The sequence below is a fragment of the Nonomuraea sp. NPDC000554 genome, assembly GCF_040300065.1.
In the GTDB taxonomy this organism is placed as follows: domain Bacteria; phylum Actinomycetota; class Actinomycetes; order Streptosporangiales; family Streptosporangiaceae; genus Nonomuraea.
Window position 1 is genome coordinate 462,035 of sequence record NZ_JBEPDC010000001.1, and the last position, 13,426, is coordinate 475,460.

The window sequence follows — 13,426 nt, forward strand, 5'->3', positions numbered from 1 at the left end:
CGAGCGCGTGATCAGTGGGTGCTCAGCTCCATGCGGGGCCAGGCAGACGGCGGGCGCCCCCCTGCCTGCGGAGCCCGGGGTGAGCGGTGGGTGCTCGTCTCCATGCGGGCGCCTATTCGTCGGTGGGGACCTTCGTGATGGACGGATGGACCGCGACGAACAGCCTGTGCTCGCGTCCGCCCTCGGCGTTCTCGTCGTGGTACTTGCCGACCAGCGAGGTGACCGCGTTCGACAACTCCTCGGCGAAGGCCGCCCTGTCGGCGGCCGACGCGAACCGTACGTCGGCGTCCAGCGCGAACGTCGCCACCCGCTTCCGCGCCCTGTCCGCGCCCGTGAGGAGGATGCCCACGTCGCGCACGAGGCGCGCGGCCAGCGCCAGCAACCAGCGGGCCGAGAGCTGGTCGGGCGATCGGGCGGGGTCAGGCTGCACCGCCGCCAGCGCCGTGGGCGAGATCACGTACGAGGCGGCGGAGGCCTGCATCACCCGCTCCGTGCAGTTGCCCTTGCGCCGTTCCTCGACCAGTTCCACCAGCCCGTGCCGCTCCAGCGCCCTGAGGTGGTAGTTGACCTTCTGCCTGGCCAGTCCGACCTTGGCGGCCAGGGTCGTGGCCGATTCCGGCTCGGACAGCTCGGCCAGCAGCCGGGCGCGCACCGGGTCCAGCGATATCTCGGCGGCGGCCGGGTCCTCAATCACCGCGACTTCATACATGGCTCAACGCTGACACCGACAATTATTACTGTCAAGGTCCTGACAGTTGTCCAAGCGCCACACGCCTCCCCCTCCCGTCACGGCGGGCCTTCGGTGGGCGGCTGCCAAGGTCTCCGCAGCCGTCCGGCGGCCTGGTGCGGGTCGCGGCCGAGGAAGGCCAGCAGGCGGTCGGCCGCCGAGGCGTGCGGCGGGAGCGGGCGCGGCGCGGCGAACCGGTCGGGACGGTCATCGGGCGCGACGAGGAGGGGCGCCAGATCGACCAGCTCCTCGGCCATCGGCTCCGGGATCGGCAGGGAGCCGCCGCAGGCCCGGACGACGTCCCAGCCGTGTACGGCGACCTCGACGGCCCCGACGGCGGCCACCATCGCGGACGTCAACCAGCAGTCGCCGACCACCACCCGGCCACGCGCCACGCCGGCCCACGCCCCCAGCAGCCCAGAGGCACACCTCCGAAGAGCGAACACCGGATCGCCCGGCCCGCACCGAACGCCCCCTCCCCCAGCGACGTGGACGCGCTCCACCTCACCGGCCTGATTCGGGTTCGGGGGGTGGACGGCGCCCGCGATGGCGGCCTGGTGCAGGGCGGCGAAGGAGTCGTTCAGATGGTGCAGGAGGGCGCGTACGTCCCAGGCCGCACAGGGGGTCGGGCGGGTGAGGGTGTTGGGAGTGATCAGGCACAGGGCGCCAAGGGTGTAGGCGACGGCTCGCTCCAGCAGGGCGACGCCCCCCAGAAGGGCCGCCGGGGTCTGTTCGTCGGTCATCGGATGCTCGCGGCGAAGCGTGTCATGGCCACCTTCCTTCACAGGGAAGACAGCTGAGCGGCGGAGGAATCATCGGCCCGGCGACGACTTCCCGGCGCGGGTCAGCCCGTCCCGTGCGCCTCCGGAGAAGCCGACAGAGTTGATTTTTATGGCGAAAAGCCGCGGTGCGGATTTCGCCAATTAACCGGCGCGGGTTCCCGCGTATTCTCTGTGGCATGGATCCGAACCTGGGTCGCGACGAATGGGGTGATGGGGGAAGGCGCCACACCTTCGTCCCAGGTTGCCTGGTCCTCTGCATCGTCGGCGCGTTTATCTGGATAATTGCGTTGAGCATTGTCGTTTATTTGATCGTGCGATCTTAATGGCGTCTGGAACCTCGTGGCGCGCTGGAGCGTACGTGAGGCATGAGAAGGTTGATGACGGTGGCCGTTCTCGCCCTGGCGGCCGGATGCGCGACCGGCGGGCGGGCGGCGACCTCGCCGAACGTCGTACCCACTACTTCTGGCCCACCCGCGGCGACCTCGCCGGGCGCCGGGCCCTCCACCGCCCGCACGTCCGCCACCCCGGCCGTGACCAGCGCGGGCTGTAACGGCACGACGGTGGTCAGGCAGGGTCGCGACGGCTTTCCCGAGGTGCGCGGTGTGGCGACGGACGCCGAGTTGTGGGGGCTGCTGTTCGCGCCGGTGCCGTTCCGGCGCGGCGAGGAGATCAAGATCGTGTGGCGGATGACGGGCGAGGGGCCGCTGAAGGTCACCGCCACGCTCCCCGACGGGACTCGTGCCAGGCGCGTGTTCGGGCCGGAGCAGCACAGCGGGTCGACCTGGGAACGTCCGGGCGAGGAGTGGGGGACGGGGTTCGCCTTCCCCAAGAAGGGGTGCTGGAAGCTGGAACTGACCCGGACCCGCGGGTCCGGGTACGTCTGGCTGCCCGTCAGCTGAGCATCCGGCCCGCCATGTCCGGCAGGTGCCTGAGCGGACGGCTCGTGGCTCGGGTCAGGCGACGACGCCGTCGATGAAGGCGGTGACGTCCGCCAGTACCTCGTCCTTGTTGGTCTCGTTGAAGACCTCGTGTCTGGCTCCCGGGTAGACGCGCTCGGTGAGGTCGTCGCCGCGGATCGCCTCGACGCCTCCGCGACTGCCCGAAAGCGGGACGAGTTGGTCGTCCTCGCCGTGGACCCAGAGCGTCGGCAGGGTCCCGAGCGTGCCGCCCTTGGCGATCGCGGCGAGCGTGGCGGCGAACGCCTCCAGCGTCGGACGTTTGAACGGCCCGTGCCAGACCAGCGGGTCCTCGGCGTAGGCGGCTCCCACCGCCAGGTCGCGGGAGAGCGTGGCCGTGTCGATGGGGACGTCGGGAAGCTCGTCCAGGGCGAGCAGCGTGGGGACGACCTCCCACTCGCCGATCACGGGCCCCGACAGCACCAGCGCGGCCAGCCCGTCGCCGTAGCGCTGGGCGTAGCGGGCCGCGATCATGCCGCCCATGGAGTGGCCGATCAGGACGACGGGCAGGTCCGGGTGGTCGGCTCTGGCACGTCCCTCGACGGCGTGGACGTCGGTGACCACGTCCTCGAAGTCCTCGACGAGGACCCGGTCGCCTTCGGACCTGCCGTGCCCGGCATGGTCGAGGCCGTAGACGGCGGCGCCGTGCCGTACCAGGACGTCCGCGACGTACTCGTACCGGCCGATGTGCTCGCCGTAGCCGTGGACCAGGACGGCGAGGTACCTCGGACGCTCGTTCGGCCACACCCGTGCCACGTTCGTCCCCCGCGTTCCGGAGAAGGGGTACTCTCGCGATTCCGCCATGTCAGCTCCCTTTGTCCGAGTTTCGGAGAGGGTACGCCGCAGCTTGATGATCAGTCCAGGTTGCCGGGTGCCTCGAGGTCCGAAAACCGCCGACTTCTGGCGGGCTCACGTTGTTGTACAGGGCATGAGCATCTACACGACCATCGACAGCCCGCTGGGTGAGATGCTGCTCGTCGGTGACGGCCGGGCGCTGACCCGCGTGGCCTTCCTCGACGGCGCGGCCGTCGACCCCGGCTGGCAGCGGGATCCGGCTCCGCTCGCCGAGGCGGCGCGGCAGCTGCGGGAGTACTTCGCGGGCGAGCGCACCGCTTTCGACCTCGACCGGGCCGGTCAGGGCAGCGAGTTCCAGGAGCTTGTCTGGGCCGCCGTGGACGCGCTCCCGTACGGAGCCACGACCACGTACGGCGAACTGGCGGCCGAGATCGGCGTGTCACGGGACCGCGTCCGCGCGGTGGGCGCGGCGATCGGCGCGAACCCGCTGCTGGTCGTCCGGCCGTGCCATCGGGTCGTCGGCGCGAACGGGTCGCTGACCGGGTACGCGGGCGGCGTGAAGCGCAAGCAGCGACTGCTCACGCTCGAAGGCGCCCTCCAGCCGCAGCTCTGGGAGGTCTCATGAGCACCGAGCCGGAAGGCGTCGTGAGCGCTGACTGGGCCGCGCTGGCCGAGGAGGTCAACGCCTACGGTTGCGCGCTGACGCCACAGGTCCTCACGCCGGACGAGTGCGCGAGCATCTCCGAGCTGTACGACGACGAGGCCCGGTTCCGCTCCACGATCGACATGGAGCGGTACCGGTTCGGCCGCGGGCAGTACCGCTACTTCCGCAGCCCGTTCCCCGAGCTGGTGGCGGAGCTGCGGGCGGCGTTCTACCCGCAGCTGCTGCCGATCGCCCGTGACTGGGCGGCCAGGCTCGGGCAGCCCGCGCCCTGGCCCGACTCGCTGGACGAGTGGCTGGCCATGTGCCACGAGGCCGGGCAGACCAAGCCGACGCCGATCCTGCTGCGGTACCGGGAGGGCGACTGGAACGCCCTCCACCGCGACCTGTACGGGGACCTGGTGTTCCCGTTGCAGGTCGTCATCGGCCTCGACCGGCCGGGCCACGACTACTCGGGAGGCGAGTTCCTGCTGGTGGAGCAGCGTCCCAGGGCGCAGTCGCGGGGCACGGTGACGATGCTGCCGCAGGGGCACGGGCTGGTCTTCACCACCCGCGACCGTCCGGTGCGGTCGGCGCGCGGCTGGTCGGCCTCCCCGGTGCGGCACGGTGTCAGCACGGTCCGCTCCGGCCTGCGTCACACGCTGGGCCTGGTCTTCCACGACGCTGCCTGATGTTCACACTGACCAGCGCGGACGGCGACTACCTCAGCCCCACACCGGGCACGCTGGGCGGCCACCGCCGCGCCCGCCTGTACGGCCGGCTGGACTGCCCGTCGGCGCTCCGCGCGATCGCGCGTGGCGGCTACGTCCGGCACCGTGTCTTCTTCGCCGACGAGGCCGCGGCGGTGGCGGCCGGCTACCGCCCCTGCGCCTCCTGCCTCCCGCAGCGGTACGCCGAGTGGAAGGAGCAACGCGCCGCGGCCGGGCACACCGATGCCGAGCTGGGCGCGCTGATCGGGTTGCTGGAGCGGGAGCGTCCGCGCGTGCGGGCGGTCGTCGTGGGGCACGGCCGCGACGCCGCCTCCACGACGGCCGCCGAGGCGTTCGCGCGAGCCTGGGACGGGGACCTGCTCGCGGTCGTCGACTGGCCGGAGGAGGCGGCGTCCTGGTTGCGCCAGGCCAGGCGGTTCGCCTCGGGCGAGCCCGACGCGTGGGTGGTGGCGGGGGCGCCGCTCGGCTGGGCCAGGATGAGCCGCCGCCTGCGGCTCAGCACCGCCTGGGATCCGGCGCGGACGTTCGGGTTCGCCTCCGTCGCCCGCGCCGTCGCCCTGGCCCCACCTGGGACGATGGAAGGTGTCCGCGGCGCCGACCCCGACGGCCGCGCCTGGCGGATCGGCCGCAACCTGATCACCTACCACGAGGACGAACGATGATTCCGCTACCGGCGCGGGAGATCGCGCCAGGCGCCGTCCACGTGCCGGGCTGGCTGACACTGGACGAGCAGCGCCACCTGGTGACGGCCTGCCGCGCGTGGGCGACGGGCCCGGTGCCGATCCGGCACACGGTGCTGCCGCGCGGCGGCGTCATGTCGGTGCAGACGGTGTGCGTGGGCTGGCACTGGCAGCCCTACAAGTACACCCGCACCGCCGAGGACGTGAACGGCCGCCAGGTCGCCGACTTCCCCGGCTGGCTGGGCGACCTGGGCCGCCGCGCCCTGGCCGTCGCCTACGGCGCGCCCTCCGACGGGTACGCGCCCGACACCGCCCTGGTCAACTTCTACGACGACCAGGCCAGGATGGGCATGCACCAGGACAAGGACGAGAGGTGCGACGCCCCGGTGGTGTCGCTGAGCGTCGGCGACGACTGCCTGTTCCGCTTCGGCAACACCGAGACGCGCGGCAGGCCGTACACCGACGTCCGGCTGGCGAGCGGCGACCTGTTCGTCTTCGGCGGCCCGTCGCGGTTCGCCTACCACGGGGTTCCGAAGGTCTACCCGGGCACCGGCGACCCGGCCACGGGCCTCGCCTCGGGCCGCCTGAACATCACGATGCGGGTGACCGGCCTATGACTCGGGGTACTCGGGGGTGACGTAGTCGAACTCCGACGGGTCGAGCTTGCGCTGCAGGATGCGGATGACCTTGCCGGGGTCGTCGTTGGGCCCGGCGACGAAGAACGGCCTGCCGTCCCTGCCGAACGTGATCGCCGAGTCGCCCTCCCACTTGCCGAGCAGGTCGGACACCGGCGGGAAGTCCTCGTGCGGCTCGAACCCGAGGGTCTGCGCGTAGTCGGCGGACCCGAAGACGATGTCGCGCGCCAGCTCGATCGGGGCCTCCTGCCAGCCCGCGTAGTCGCCGAAGAAGTAGTCGCGGAAGGCCCGCAGCTGCCGCTCGTCGAGGACGTCGGGGCCGATGGTGTTCTTGACGCCCAGGCAGTACACGTCGGCGAGGTAGCCGCAGACGGTCATCTTGTCCCAGGTGTGACGCCGGGCCAGCAGCACGCTCACCATGCCGCCGGGCCCCGACGGGTTCTCGTCGACCCAGCCGCGCGCCGGGTCGACGCCGAGGCCGACGCTCCAGCCGACGTTCACCCAGCAGCCGACGACCACCGGCTCACGGGCGGTGCTGCCGCCCTCCGCCGCGATCTCCCGCACCAGCGGCGCCACGGCCGACGGCGACACGCCGAGCGCGCGGGCGATCTCCTTCGGTGACCCGCCCTGCGCCCGCAGTTCGCGTACCCGGTTCTTCAGTTCTGCGCTGTCCACGGGCGAAGCCTAGCCGCTCCACCGGCTCCCGATAGGATGATCTTCCCCGGTTGAAAGGAACTTTGTGCTCACCGCGGCCTTCGTCCTCAACCCCGACGTTTTCGACGACGTGTACGGCCCGTGCCTGGACCGGCTGCGGCGCTTCGCCCGCGTGGCGTACGGCCCTGCCGCCAAGCCCGACCCCGACCTGATGTCCGGCGTGGAGGTGCTCTGCACGAGCTGGGGGGCACCGGTGCTCGACCGGGCCACACTCGACGCGCTTCCCCAGCTCAAGCTGGTCCTGTACGCGGCGGGATCGGTGCGGGCGATCGTCACGCCCGAGTTCTGGGAGCGTGACATCCCGATCGTGTCGGCGTACCGGGCCAACGCGCTCCCGGTGGCCGAGTTCACGTTCGCGCAGATCGTCTACGCGCTCAAGCAGGGGTGGCGGCACGTCCTGATGGCGAGGGAGCGGCGGGCGGCGGCCGACCGCGTGGCGGCGGCGGGCACGTACGGCTCCCGGGTCGGCCTGCTGTCGCTCGGGGCGATCGGGCGGCTCGTCGCGTCCAGGCTGGCGCCGCTGGACGTCGAGGTGATCGCCCACGACCCGTTCGCCGACCAGCGCGAGGTGGCTCCGCTCGGCGTCCGGCTGGTGGGGCTGGACGAGTTGTTCGGCACCAGCGACGTGGTGAGCGTGCACACGCCGCTGTTGCCCGAGACCCGCGGCCTGGTGAGCCGCGAGCTGGTGGCGTCGATGCGGTTCGGCGCGACCCTGGTCAACACCTCGCGCGGCGCGGTCATCGACGAGCCGGGGCTGGTGGAGGTGCTGGCCGAACGTCCGGACCTGTTCGCGGTGCTCGACGTCACCGCCCCCGAGCCGCCGCCGGTGGGCTCGCCGCTGTTCACCCTCCCGAACGTGGTGGTGACCCCGCACATCGCGGGCAGCCTCGGCGCGGAACGGGGCCGGCTCGGCGACCTGGTGGTGGCCGAGCTGGAACGCTTCGCGACGGGCCAGCCCCTCGAGCACGCCCTGACCAGGGAGGCCGCCGAGAGGCTGGCGTGACCGCTGCCGGGTCAGGACGGCAGCGGCGGTGCCTTCTTGGCGGAGCCCCGGTACTGGTCGGGGTGGTAGCGGCGGTCGCTCTCGTCCAGCTTGGCGTGGGCGGCCTCGACCAGGTCCACGCCGAGCCGGTCGGCGAGCCGCACCAGGTAGAGGGTCACGTCCCCCAGCTCGGAGCGGACCCTGGCCAGTTCCTCCTCGCCCAGGCCCGCCGACTCGTCGGCGGTGAGCCACTGGAACTCCGCCACCAGCTCCCCCACCTCGCCGGCGAGGGCCATCGCGAGGTTCTTGGGCGTGTGGAACTGCTCCCAGTCGCGGACGCTCGCGAACTCCCGCAGCCGCCCCGCCAGTTCCTCCAGTTCTGTCCTCACAGGTGACGACCCTAGTCGCCCGCCAGAGCACGCCGCGTAAGCGGTGGAGGCGGCGGGCGTCAGGCCAGTTGGCGGTGGAGGCGGCGGGCCTCCTCTGCCACGCGGCTGGCGCCCTTGCGGGCGGCCACGTCCGCCAGGCCGGGGAGGTCGCCCCGCGCGCCCGTCAGGGCGGCCGCCTTGGCGGCGATGGCCAGCAGCGGGCCGAGCCCGGCCTTCGGCGTCGCCCCCGGGGTGGGCAGCAGGCTCGGCAGCGCCTCGGCCAGGATCGTCCACACCGCCGCGTGCGCTCCGGCCATCGTCGCCTCCTCCAGCGCCGAGGCGAGGCGGTTGACCTTCACCAGGTCCTCGGAGACGAGCCGCCCGATGGCCCGCCCGAAGTCGGCGGCGGGGACCTCGTCGCGGGACGCCAGGGTGATCAGCGCGTCAGCGGCGGCGGCCCGCTGGGCGGGCGCCCGGTGCCCCATCCCGAGCGTGATCGCGGCGGCGGTGACCGCCCCCACCGGGCCGTCTCCGTGCACCAGCCGCGCCACGACGTCGATGTGCCCGTCGCGGCTGTTCATGGCCTCGCGCATCGGGTGCATCAGCCACGCGGCCACGGCCTCCCGGTGCGAAGGCATCAGGGACGGCCACCACATCGTGTCGCGCGCGTAGGTCGGCATGTCCCCCACGGTCCACAGCCGGCGGATGTCCTCCGGCAGCTCAGGCGCGGTCGCCTCCTGCCGTGGGGCGGCGTCACCGTCCACGGTGCCGATGCATGGCGGGGTGATCCCGCGGTCGGTGGCGACGGGGTCCGGCAGCCCGCCCGCGCGCAGCCAGGCCGCCAGGTTCCGGCCCGCCTCCGAGGTCAGCCTTCCCGCCCGTTCGGCGAAAGCCTGGTCGATCCGGCGCGGCAGCCGCAGGAGGGCCTGGGCGAAGTCGGCGGGCAGCGGTTCCGCCCCCTCGAGCCGCTCCATCCGGGCCACGAGGGTCTCCGGATCGAGGTGGCCCGTCGGGGCCGTCGGCGTGGCCAGCAGCACCGGCAGTGTCGCGCCCGACTCCAAGAGGGTGACGATCTCGCGTATCCGTCGACGGACGAACAGCTCCGCCGCGCCGCTGTATGAGTAGGGCTCCCTGCGCCCATTCAGCATCGCGGTCAGCCTGCGACTGCTGGCAGGCGCGATGACCGCCAGCGCGCACCGCGCCAGAAGCGGCTGCGTGTGGTCGTCGTAGTAGTCGTGGGCGTAGCTATGGACCTCGGTCTCGACCATCGGCTGCCACATCCGCTCGAACCACGGCCGCAGCGCCTCCGCCAGGCCCCCACGGTCGTGGTGCGCCGTCTCGACCAGCGCGGCGAGGATCCGCTCGACCTGCTCGGGCTCGTCCGGCCACCTCAGCGACTCGACCTCGTCAGCCAGTTCCTCCAGCGAGGCGATCGGCGGCAGCAGCTCCGCCAGCGCGTTCACGACCGGCGCCGAGAGCACGGGGACGTCCTCGACCGCCGCCTCGACCTCGCCGAACACCGCCGCGATCCGCTCGCGCAGCTCGTCCGGCAGCCCGGCGGCCGCCTCGCGGACGGCCTCCCACCCCGCCCCGCCGACGGCCTGGCTCTTCGCGGCCGGGCGGGAGGCGAGCTTGACCGCCAGCCGCACGGCGCGGTCGCGGAGGGCGGGGGTGTCCTGGGCGAAGACCAGCGCGAGCGCCGCGAGCGCGCCGTCAGTGCGGGCGGGGCCCGCCTTGGCGATCCACTGCAACGCGGACGTGACGTGCTTCTTCTCCGGCCGGAACGCCAGCGCCTCCACCGCCTCGGCGAACAGCGCGTCGGACAGGCTGCCCGCGTCGTCGACCCGGCGCAGCTCCTCGACCGCCAGCTGGGCGAACGCGGACGACGACGACGGCAGCAGCCGGACGAAGTCGAGCGCCGGAACCTCGGTGACCTCGACGTCCAGAGCACGCCAGAGCGCGACGAACGGCGCGATCTCCTCGGGCTCGCCACCGACGAGGAACCGGCCCGCGCACCCGTGGAGCAGGTCGTCGCGCTTCAGCCTGCCCTCCGCCTCCAGTTCGGCGAGCGCGTCGACGAGGGTGTGCTCGGAGTTCCACATCTGGTCCCAGGCCAGCGCCTCCGCCACTCCGTCGGCTTCGAAGATCCTCGGCACCATGGCGTCGAGCAACGGGTCGTCGCGCAGGACCGCCGTGCGGCCGCGCACGCCCGCCATCCGCCACACCCATCCGGCCACGAACGCGTCGGCGCCCGAAGGGTCGATTCCGGTCTCGACCGCCAACCCGGCGGCCAGGTCCCAGCCGGCCGGCCCCTGGTCGCGCTGCCAGCGCGCCACGCCAGGCCTGAGCCGTTCGACCAGCCGGGCCGCCAGGTCCTTCCGCCACTCCTCCGGCCGGTTCCTGATCAGCGACAGGATGCGCTCGGCGTCGGTGCGGGGGCCCTCGACGTCGCGCAGCTCCCGCCGGTTCAGCCAGGACGCCACCTGCGCGGCCCCTCCCAGGCAGGCGGCTCCTGCCATGCGGAACCTCGCCGCCTCTCTCTCGACCTCCCATCGCGCGTCCCAGCCCTGGCCGAGCCGCTCCGACAGGTATCCGGGCAGTTGGACGGCCACCGCCCGGCGTCCGAGGTCGTTGAGCGACGCGAGCAACCGGGCCATGGCGACGCTGTCGCCTCCCTCGATCTGCTCGACCACCTCACGCCAAGGGTTCATACCGCCACCTCCGTCACGTCCGATGCCTCGTTGCGGACCCGCTGGGCGGCGAGCACGTGCTTGCACGGCCCCCGCGTGCCCCGGTAGTCGACCCACCACGGGCAGGTGCAGGTCGGGCCGTCGGCGGTGAAGCGGACCCTGCGCTCGCCGACCTCGGCCACGCCGGGCGCGGTGAAGCGCACCGCGCCCCGCGCCACCAGCTCCATGGCGCCCTTCAGGCGCGGGTTCATCGCCAGCACCCGCCCCGCGTCGTAGGGCAGCTCGCGGTGGAAGTGCGCCGCCTCCGCCACGTCGTAGCCGACCCGGCCCGCGGTGCCGAGCTGGGTGAGCGCCGCGCGGACCCGGTCGCGCGACAGCCCGGACTCCTCCGCCAGCAGGTCGGCGTCGAGCCTCGGCTCGAACGCCAGCAGGACGCCCACCAGGTCGGCGTCGTCGGCGGCGTGGTCGGTGGACAGGTCGTCGAGCACCGCCCCCTCGCCGGAGAAGCCGCGCTTGGGTTCGGGCGACAGCGTGAGGACGTACCGCATGCCCGGCAGCTCCAGCTCCCAGGCGCTCGCGATCGGCAGCCCGTTGGACGGCACGGCCGGGCCGTACGCCTTCAGCCCGGTGGCGAAGCGCAGCAGCGGCAGCAGGGTGGCCAGCCGGTCGGGGCCCGGCAGGCAGACCGCCCCAGCGGCGGGACGCGCCGACAGCCGCAGCGTCCGCCCGGCCGGCACCGCCCAGAGCACCCCGCGCTTCGGCAGCCCGCGCAGGAACCGGACCGCCTCCGGGCCGGTCAGCTCCGCGCGCAGGTCGAACCCGGAGGCGATGACCTGGACCTCGGCGAACCCGCGCACCCACCGCTCAGGCAGCGGCACCTTCTTCTCCACCACCGCCCCGTCGAGCGTGGTGGCGACCAGCTCGTCGGCGCCGACCGCCAGGTGCAGCGGGTCGCCGCCGCCGACCCGGGCCAGCGCCTGCCTGAGCGGGTTGTTGACGTCGACGTTCGTGGTGCCGAGTTCGACCACGTCTCCGTCGAGCGCCTCCTGGAGCACGTCGAGCCTGGCGTACACGCCGCCGCAGGCCGAGAACGACTCGAACCGCAGCCGGTCGCCGTTGCACGTCACCACCGGGTCGCGGACGATCCCGGTCGGGCGGGCGTCGTAGTAGCGGGCCCTGGCCACGTCGGCCACGCCGAGCAGCCCGGACGCCGCGCAGGCGGGCCGGGTGAGCAGCCCGCTGAAGAAGTGGGGATGGGCCACCAGGCCCTGCCGGGTCATTCCCCCGGACGTGGACAGGCCGAGCTGGCCAGCTGCCAGGTCGAGCCCGGATGAGCGGGCGTATGAGTACGCCACCACCGCGTCTGCCATGCCCCGGGACAGTAATGATCGTCACCGACAATCCGGGCAGCGCAGCCGGGACGGCCCAGAGGGTACGGGTGGCGGCGAGCACCTGGCAGACGACGGGCTGCGGGCGTGAGGAGTGGTGAAACGGCAGGTGGCGGGCTGTGTCGGGGGGAGACGGCGGCGACGTGACCCGGCCCAGGCGGCGGCCGGCAGCGTGCCTCCTGACGGGATGGGGGCCAGGTCGAGGAGCGAGAGACGGTCGGAAACCAGGCCGTCAAGCGCGCTCCAGCGCGCACGCCGCCGCCTCCGCGACCGTTTCGGCGAATCCGGGCAGCGCGTCGCGGTCCTCGACGAGAAGGAAGAGCCAGGCGAAGATCGGGCCGAGCAGCAGCGCGTGCACCGTGACGGGATCGGGGCGGCTCGGCAGCTCGCCGCGCGCGACCGCCCGATCCAGGACCTCGGTCACGCAGGCCCGCTCGGCGGCGACGAAGGTGCTCGTGAACGCGGCCGCCAGCGCCGGGTCGGCGTGGACGTCCGCGAGCAGCCCCGGCACGGCGTCGGCGGCGGGCACGGCCAGGGTGGCGACGATCTCGCCGGTCAGCGCGGCGAGGTCGGCCCGCAGGGAGCCCGCGTCGGGGGGCGCGACCAGGGCCAGGTCGTGCATCACGGCCGAGAAGATCATCCCCTGCTTGGTGGCGTGGCGGCGGTAGATCGCGGCCTTGCCCACGCCCGCCCTGGCGGCGACCGCGTCCACGGTGAGCTGCGCGTACCCCTGCTCGGCCAGCAGTTCGCGCGCCGCCGCCGCGATCGCCTCGTCCACCCGTCCCTCGCGGGGCCGTCCGCTCCGTGTCGTCATGCCGGACATTCTACGGAACTCATAGTTCCGTAATGTGTGACGCAGCCGACATTGCGCGCCAAGCTCACCAGGAGCAAGATTCGGAACTATGAGTTCCGATACTAAGGTTTCCGTAACGAGCGCGCTGTGGGCGGGACGAATCCTGGCGACCCTCTCCTGCCTGCACCTGGCGCTGACCGGAGTGGCCAACGCGCGGCACGTGACCGGCTGGCTCACCGGCGGGCTGTGGATGACCCCGCGCGGGCTGGACGACCTCGCCACGCTGGGCCCGGACGGCGCCGGGTTCTGGATCTTCTGGGGCAGCTTCGCCGTCCCCCTGGGGCTGCTGGGCGCCTTCGTCGCCAGGATGGCCAAGATCGGGCAGGTCCCGCCGCCGTACGTCGCGGTCGTCGTGGCGATCTGGGCGCTGGTGGCGGCGGTCGTCTTCGAGCCGTCCCCGTTCGTGCTCGGGGTCGTACCGGCGGCCATGCTGCTGGCGGCCTGGCGCAAGCAGCGGGCGGCGGCCGCATGAGGACGCCGCCGGC

At 73.0% G+C, this 13,426-nt stretch carries 15 protein-coding genes; 7 read left to right on the forward strand and 8 right to left on the reverse strand.

The features are described from left to right. Positions 1 to 112: 112 nt before the first annotated feature. Both ABT294_RS02375 and ABT294_RS02380 read right to left on the reverse strand, forming a co-directional pair. Positions 113 to 709 (reverse strand): ArsR/SmtB family transcription factor, encoded by a 597-nt coding sequence (locus tag ABT294_RS02375; RefSeq protein ID WP_350802958.1) that lies wholly within the window; start codon positions 707 to 709, stop codon positions 113 to 115. A 77-nt stretch (positions 710 to 786) separates the two neighbouring features. Further along, a complete protein-coding gene (locus tag ABT294_RS02380) occupies positions 787 to 1,470 on the reverse strand; it encodes a TIGR03086 family metal-binding protein (RefSeq protein ID WP_350802961.1) in 684 nt (227 codons plus the stop codon). Positions 1,471 to 1,892: 422 nt separating this feature from the next. Between ABT294_RS02380 and ABT294_RS02385 the strand changes: the two genes are divergently transcribed. Beyond that, positions 1,893 to 2,408 (forward strand): hypothetical protein, encoded by a 516-nt coding sequence (locus tag ABT294_RS02385; protein WP_350802962.1) that lies wholly within the window; start codon positions 1,893 to 1,895, stop codon positions 2,406 to 2,408. Between the two features lie 54 nt (positions 2,409 to 2,462). On the opposite strand, the gene ABT294_RS02390 is transcribed toward ABT294_RS02385, so the two are convergent. Further along, on the reverse strand, positions 2,463 to 3,269 hold the full coding sequence (locus tag ABT294_RS02390; protein ID WP_350802963.1) for an alpha/beta hydrolase: 807 nt from the start codon (positions 3,267 to 3,269) through the stop codon (positions 2,463 to 2,465). A gap of 124 nt (positions 3,270 to 3,393) precedes the next feature. Between ABT294_RS02390 and ABT294_RS02395 the strand changes: the two genes are divergently transcribed. From ABT294_RS02395 to ABT294_RS02410, 4 genes are read left to right on the forward strand one after another with little or no spacing between them, the layout of a single operon-like run. Then, positions 3,394 to 3,885, forward strand: coding sequence for a methylated-DNA--[protein]-cysteine S-methyltransferase (locus ABT294_RS02395; RefSeq protein ID WP_350802965.1), 492 nt, complete (start codon positions 3,394 to 3,396; stop codon positions 3,883 to 3,885). Then, positions 3,882 to 4,592, forward strand: a complete 711-nt coding sequence (locus ABT294_RS02400; protein WP_350802966.1) for a 2OG-Fe(II) oxygenase — start codon at positions 3,882 to 3,884, stop codon at positions 4,590 to 4,592. Before ABT294_RS02395 ends, ABT294_RS02400 begins: the two co-directional genes overlap by 4 nt. After that, positions 4,592 to 5,293, forward strand: coding sequence for an Ada metal-binding domain-containing protein (locus ABT294_RS02405; protein ID WP_350802967.1), 702 nt, complete (start codon positions 4,592 to 4,594; stop codon positions 5,291 to 5,293). The genes ABT294_RS02400 and ABT294_RS02405 overlap by 1 nt, the downstream gene beginning before the upstream one ends. Next, the gene (locus ABT294_RS02410) at positions 5,290 to 5,928 is read left to right on the forward strand and encodes an alpha-ketoglutarate-dependent dioxygenase AlkB family protein (protein WP_350802969.1); all 639 of its coding nucleotides are present in this window, start codon (positions 5,290 to 5,292) and stop codon (positions 5,926 to 5,928) included. The genes ABT294_RS02405 and ABT294_RS02410 overlap by 4 nt, the downstream gene beginning before the upstream one ends. Here the strand turns inward: ABT294_RS02410 and ABT294_RS02415 are convergent. Beyond that, entirely contained in the window at positions 5,923 to 6,621 is a 699-nt protein-coding gene (locus ABT294_RS02415) for a helix-turn-helix domain-containing protein (protein ID WP_350802970.1), read from the reverse strand. The genes ABT294_RS02410 and ABT294_RS02415 overlap by 6 nt on opposite strands. A gap of 64 nt (positions 6,622 to 6,685) precedes the next feature. Between ABT294_RS02415 and ABT294_RS02420 the strand changes: the two genes are divergently transcribed. After that, entirely contained in the window at positions 6,686 to 7,663 is a 978-nt protein-coding gene (locus ABT294_RS02420; RefSeq protein ID WP_350802971.1) for a hydroxyacid dehydrogenase, read from the forward strand. Between the two features lie 11 nt (positions 7,664 to 7,674). On the opposite strand, the gene ABT294_RS02425 is transcribed toward ABT294_RS02420, so the two are convergent. From ABT294_RS02425 to ABT294_RS02440, 4 genes are all read right to left on the reverse strand, one after another. Next, positions 7,675 to 8,031, reverse strand: a complete 357-nt coding sequence (locus ABT294_RS02425; protein WP_350802972.1) for a nucleotide pyrophosphohydrolase — start codon at positions 8,029 to 8,031, stop codon at positions 7,675 to 7,677. A gap of 59 nt (positions 8,032 to 8,090) precedes the next feature. Further along, complete coding sequence (locus tag ABT294_RS02430; protein ID WP_350802973.1) at positions 8,091 to 10,721, reverse strand: DUF7824 domain-containing protein; 2,631 nt, start codon at positions 10,719 to 10,721, stop codon at positions 8,091 to 8,093. After that, entirely contained in the window at positions 10,718 to 12,070 is a 1,353-nt protein-coding gene (locus ABT294_RS02435; RefSeq protein ID WP_350802975.1) for an SWIM zinc finger family protein, read from the reverse strand. The genes ABT294_RS02430 and ABT294_RS02435 overlap by 4 nt, the downstream gene beginning before the upstream one ends. 250 nt (positions 12,071 to 12,320) lie before the next feature. Further along, positions 12,321 to 12,902 (reverse strand): TetR/AcrR family transcriptional regulator, encoded by a 582-nt coding sequence (locus ABT294_RS02440; RefSeq protein ID WP_350802976.1) that lies wholly within the window; start codon positions 12,900 to 12,902, stop codon positions 12,321 to 12,323. Between the two features lie 88 nt (positions 12,903 to 12,990). Here ABT294_RS02440 and ABT294_RS02445 point away from each other — a divergent pair, with 88 nt between their 5' ends. Continuing rightward, positions 12,991 to 13,413: a DUF6463 family protein gene (locus ABT294_RS02445; protein ID WP_350802977.1), complete on the forward strand. Its 423-nt coding sequence runs from the start codon at positions 12,991 to 12,993 to the stop codon at positions 13,411 to 13,413. The last annotated feature ends 13 nt before the right edge of the window (positions 13,414 to 13,426 follow it).

Coding starts and splice junctions, on each gene's coding strand:
- ABT294_RS02375 (WP_350802958.1), bottom strand. CDS start 709: ATGTATGAAGTCGCGGTGATTGAGGACCCGGCCGCCGCCGAGATATCG.
- ABT294_RS02380 (WP_350802961.1), bottom strand. CDS start 1,470: ATGACCGACGAACAGACCCCGGCGGCCCTTCTGGGGGGCGTCGCCCTG.
- ABT294_RS02390 (WP_350802963.1), bottom strand. CDS start 3,269: ATGGCGGAATCGCGAGAGTACCCCTTCTCCGGAACGCGGGGGACGAAC.
- ABT294_RS02395 (WP_350802965.1), top strand. CDS start 3,394: ATGAGCATCTACACGACCATCGACAGCCCGCTGGGTGAGATGCTGCTC.
- ABT294_RS02400 (WP_350802966.1), top strand. CDS start 3,882: ATGAGCACCGAGCCGGAAGGCGTCGTGAGCGCTGACTGGGCCGCGCTG.
- ABT294_RS02405 (WP_350802967.1), top strand. CDS start 4,592: ATGTTCACACTGACCAGCGCGGACGGCGACTACCTCAGCCCCACACCG.
- ABT294_RS02410 (WP_350802969.1), top strand. CDS start 5,290: ATGATTCCGCTACCGGCGCGGGAGATCGCGCCAGGCGCCGTCCACGTG.
- ABT294_RS02430 (WP_350802973.1), bottom strand. CDS start 10,721: ATGAACCCTTGGCGTGAGGTGGTCGAGCAGATCGAGGGAGGCGACAGC.
- ABT294_RS02435 (WP_350802975.1), bottom strand. CDS start 12,070: ATGGCAGACGCGGTGGTGGCGTACTCATACGCCCGCTCATCCGGGCTC.
- ABT294_RS02440 (WP_350802976.1), bottom strand. CDS start 12,902: ATGACGACACGGAGCGGACGGCCCCGCGAGGGACGGGTGGACGAGGCG.
- ABT294_RS02445 (WP_350802977.1), top strand. CDS start 12,991: ATGAGTTCCGATACTAAGGTTTCCGTAACGAGCGCGCTGTGGGCGGGA.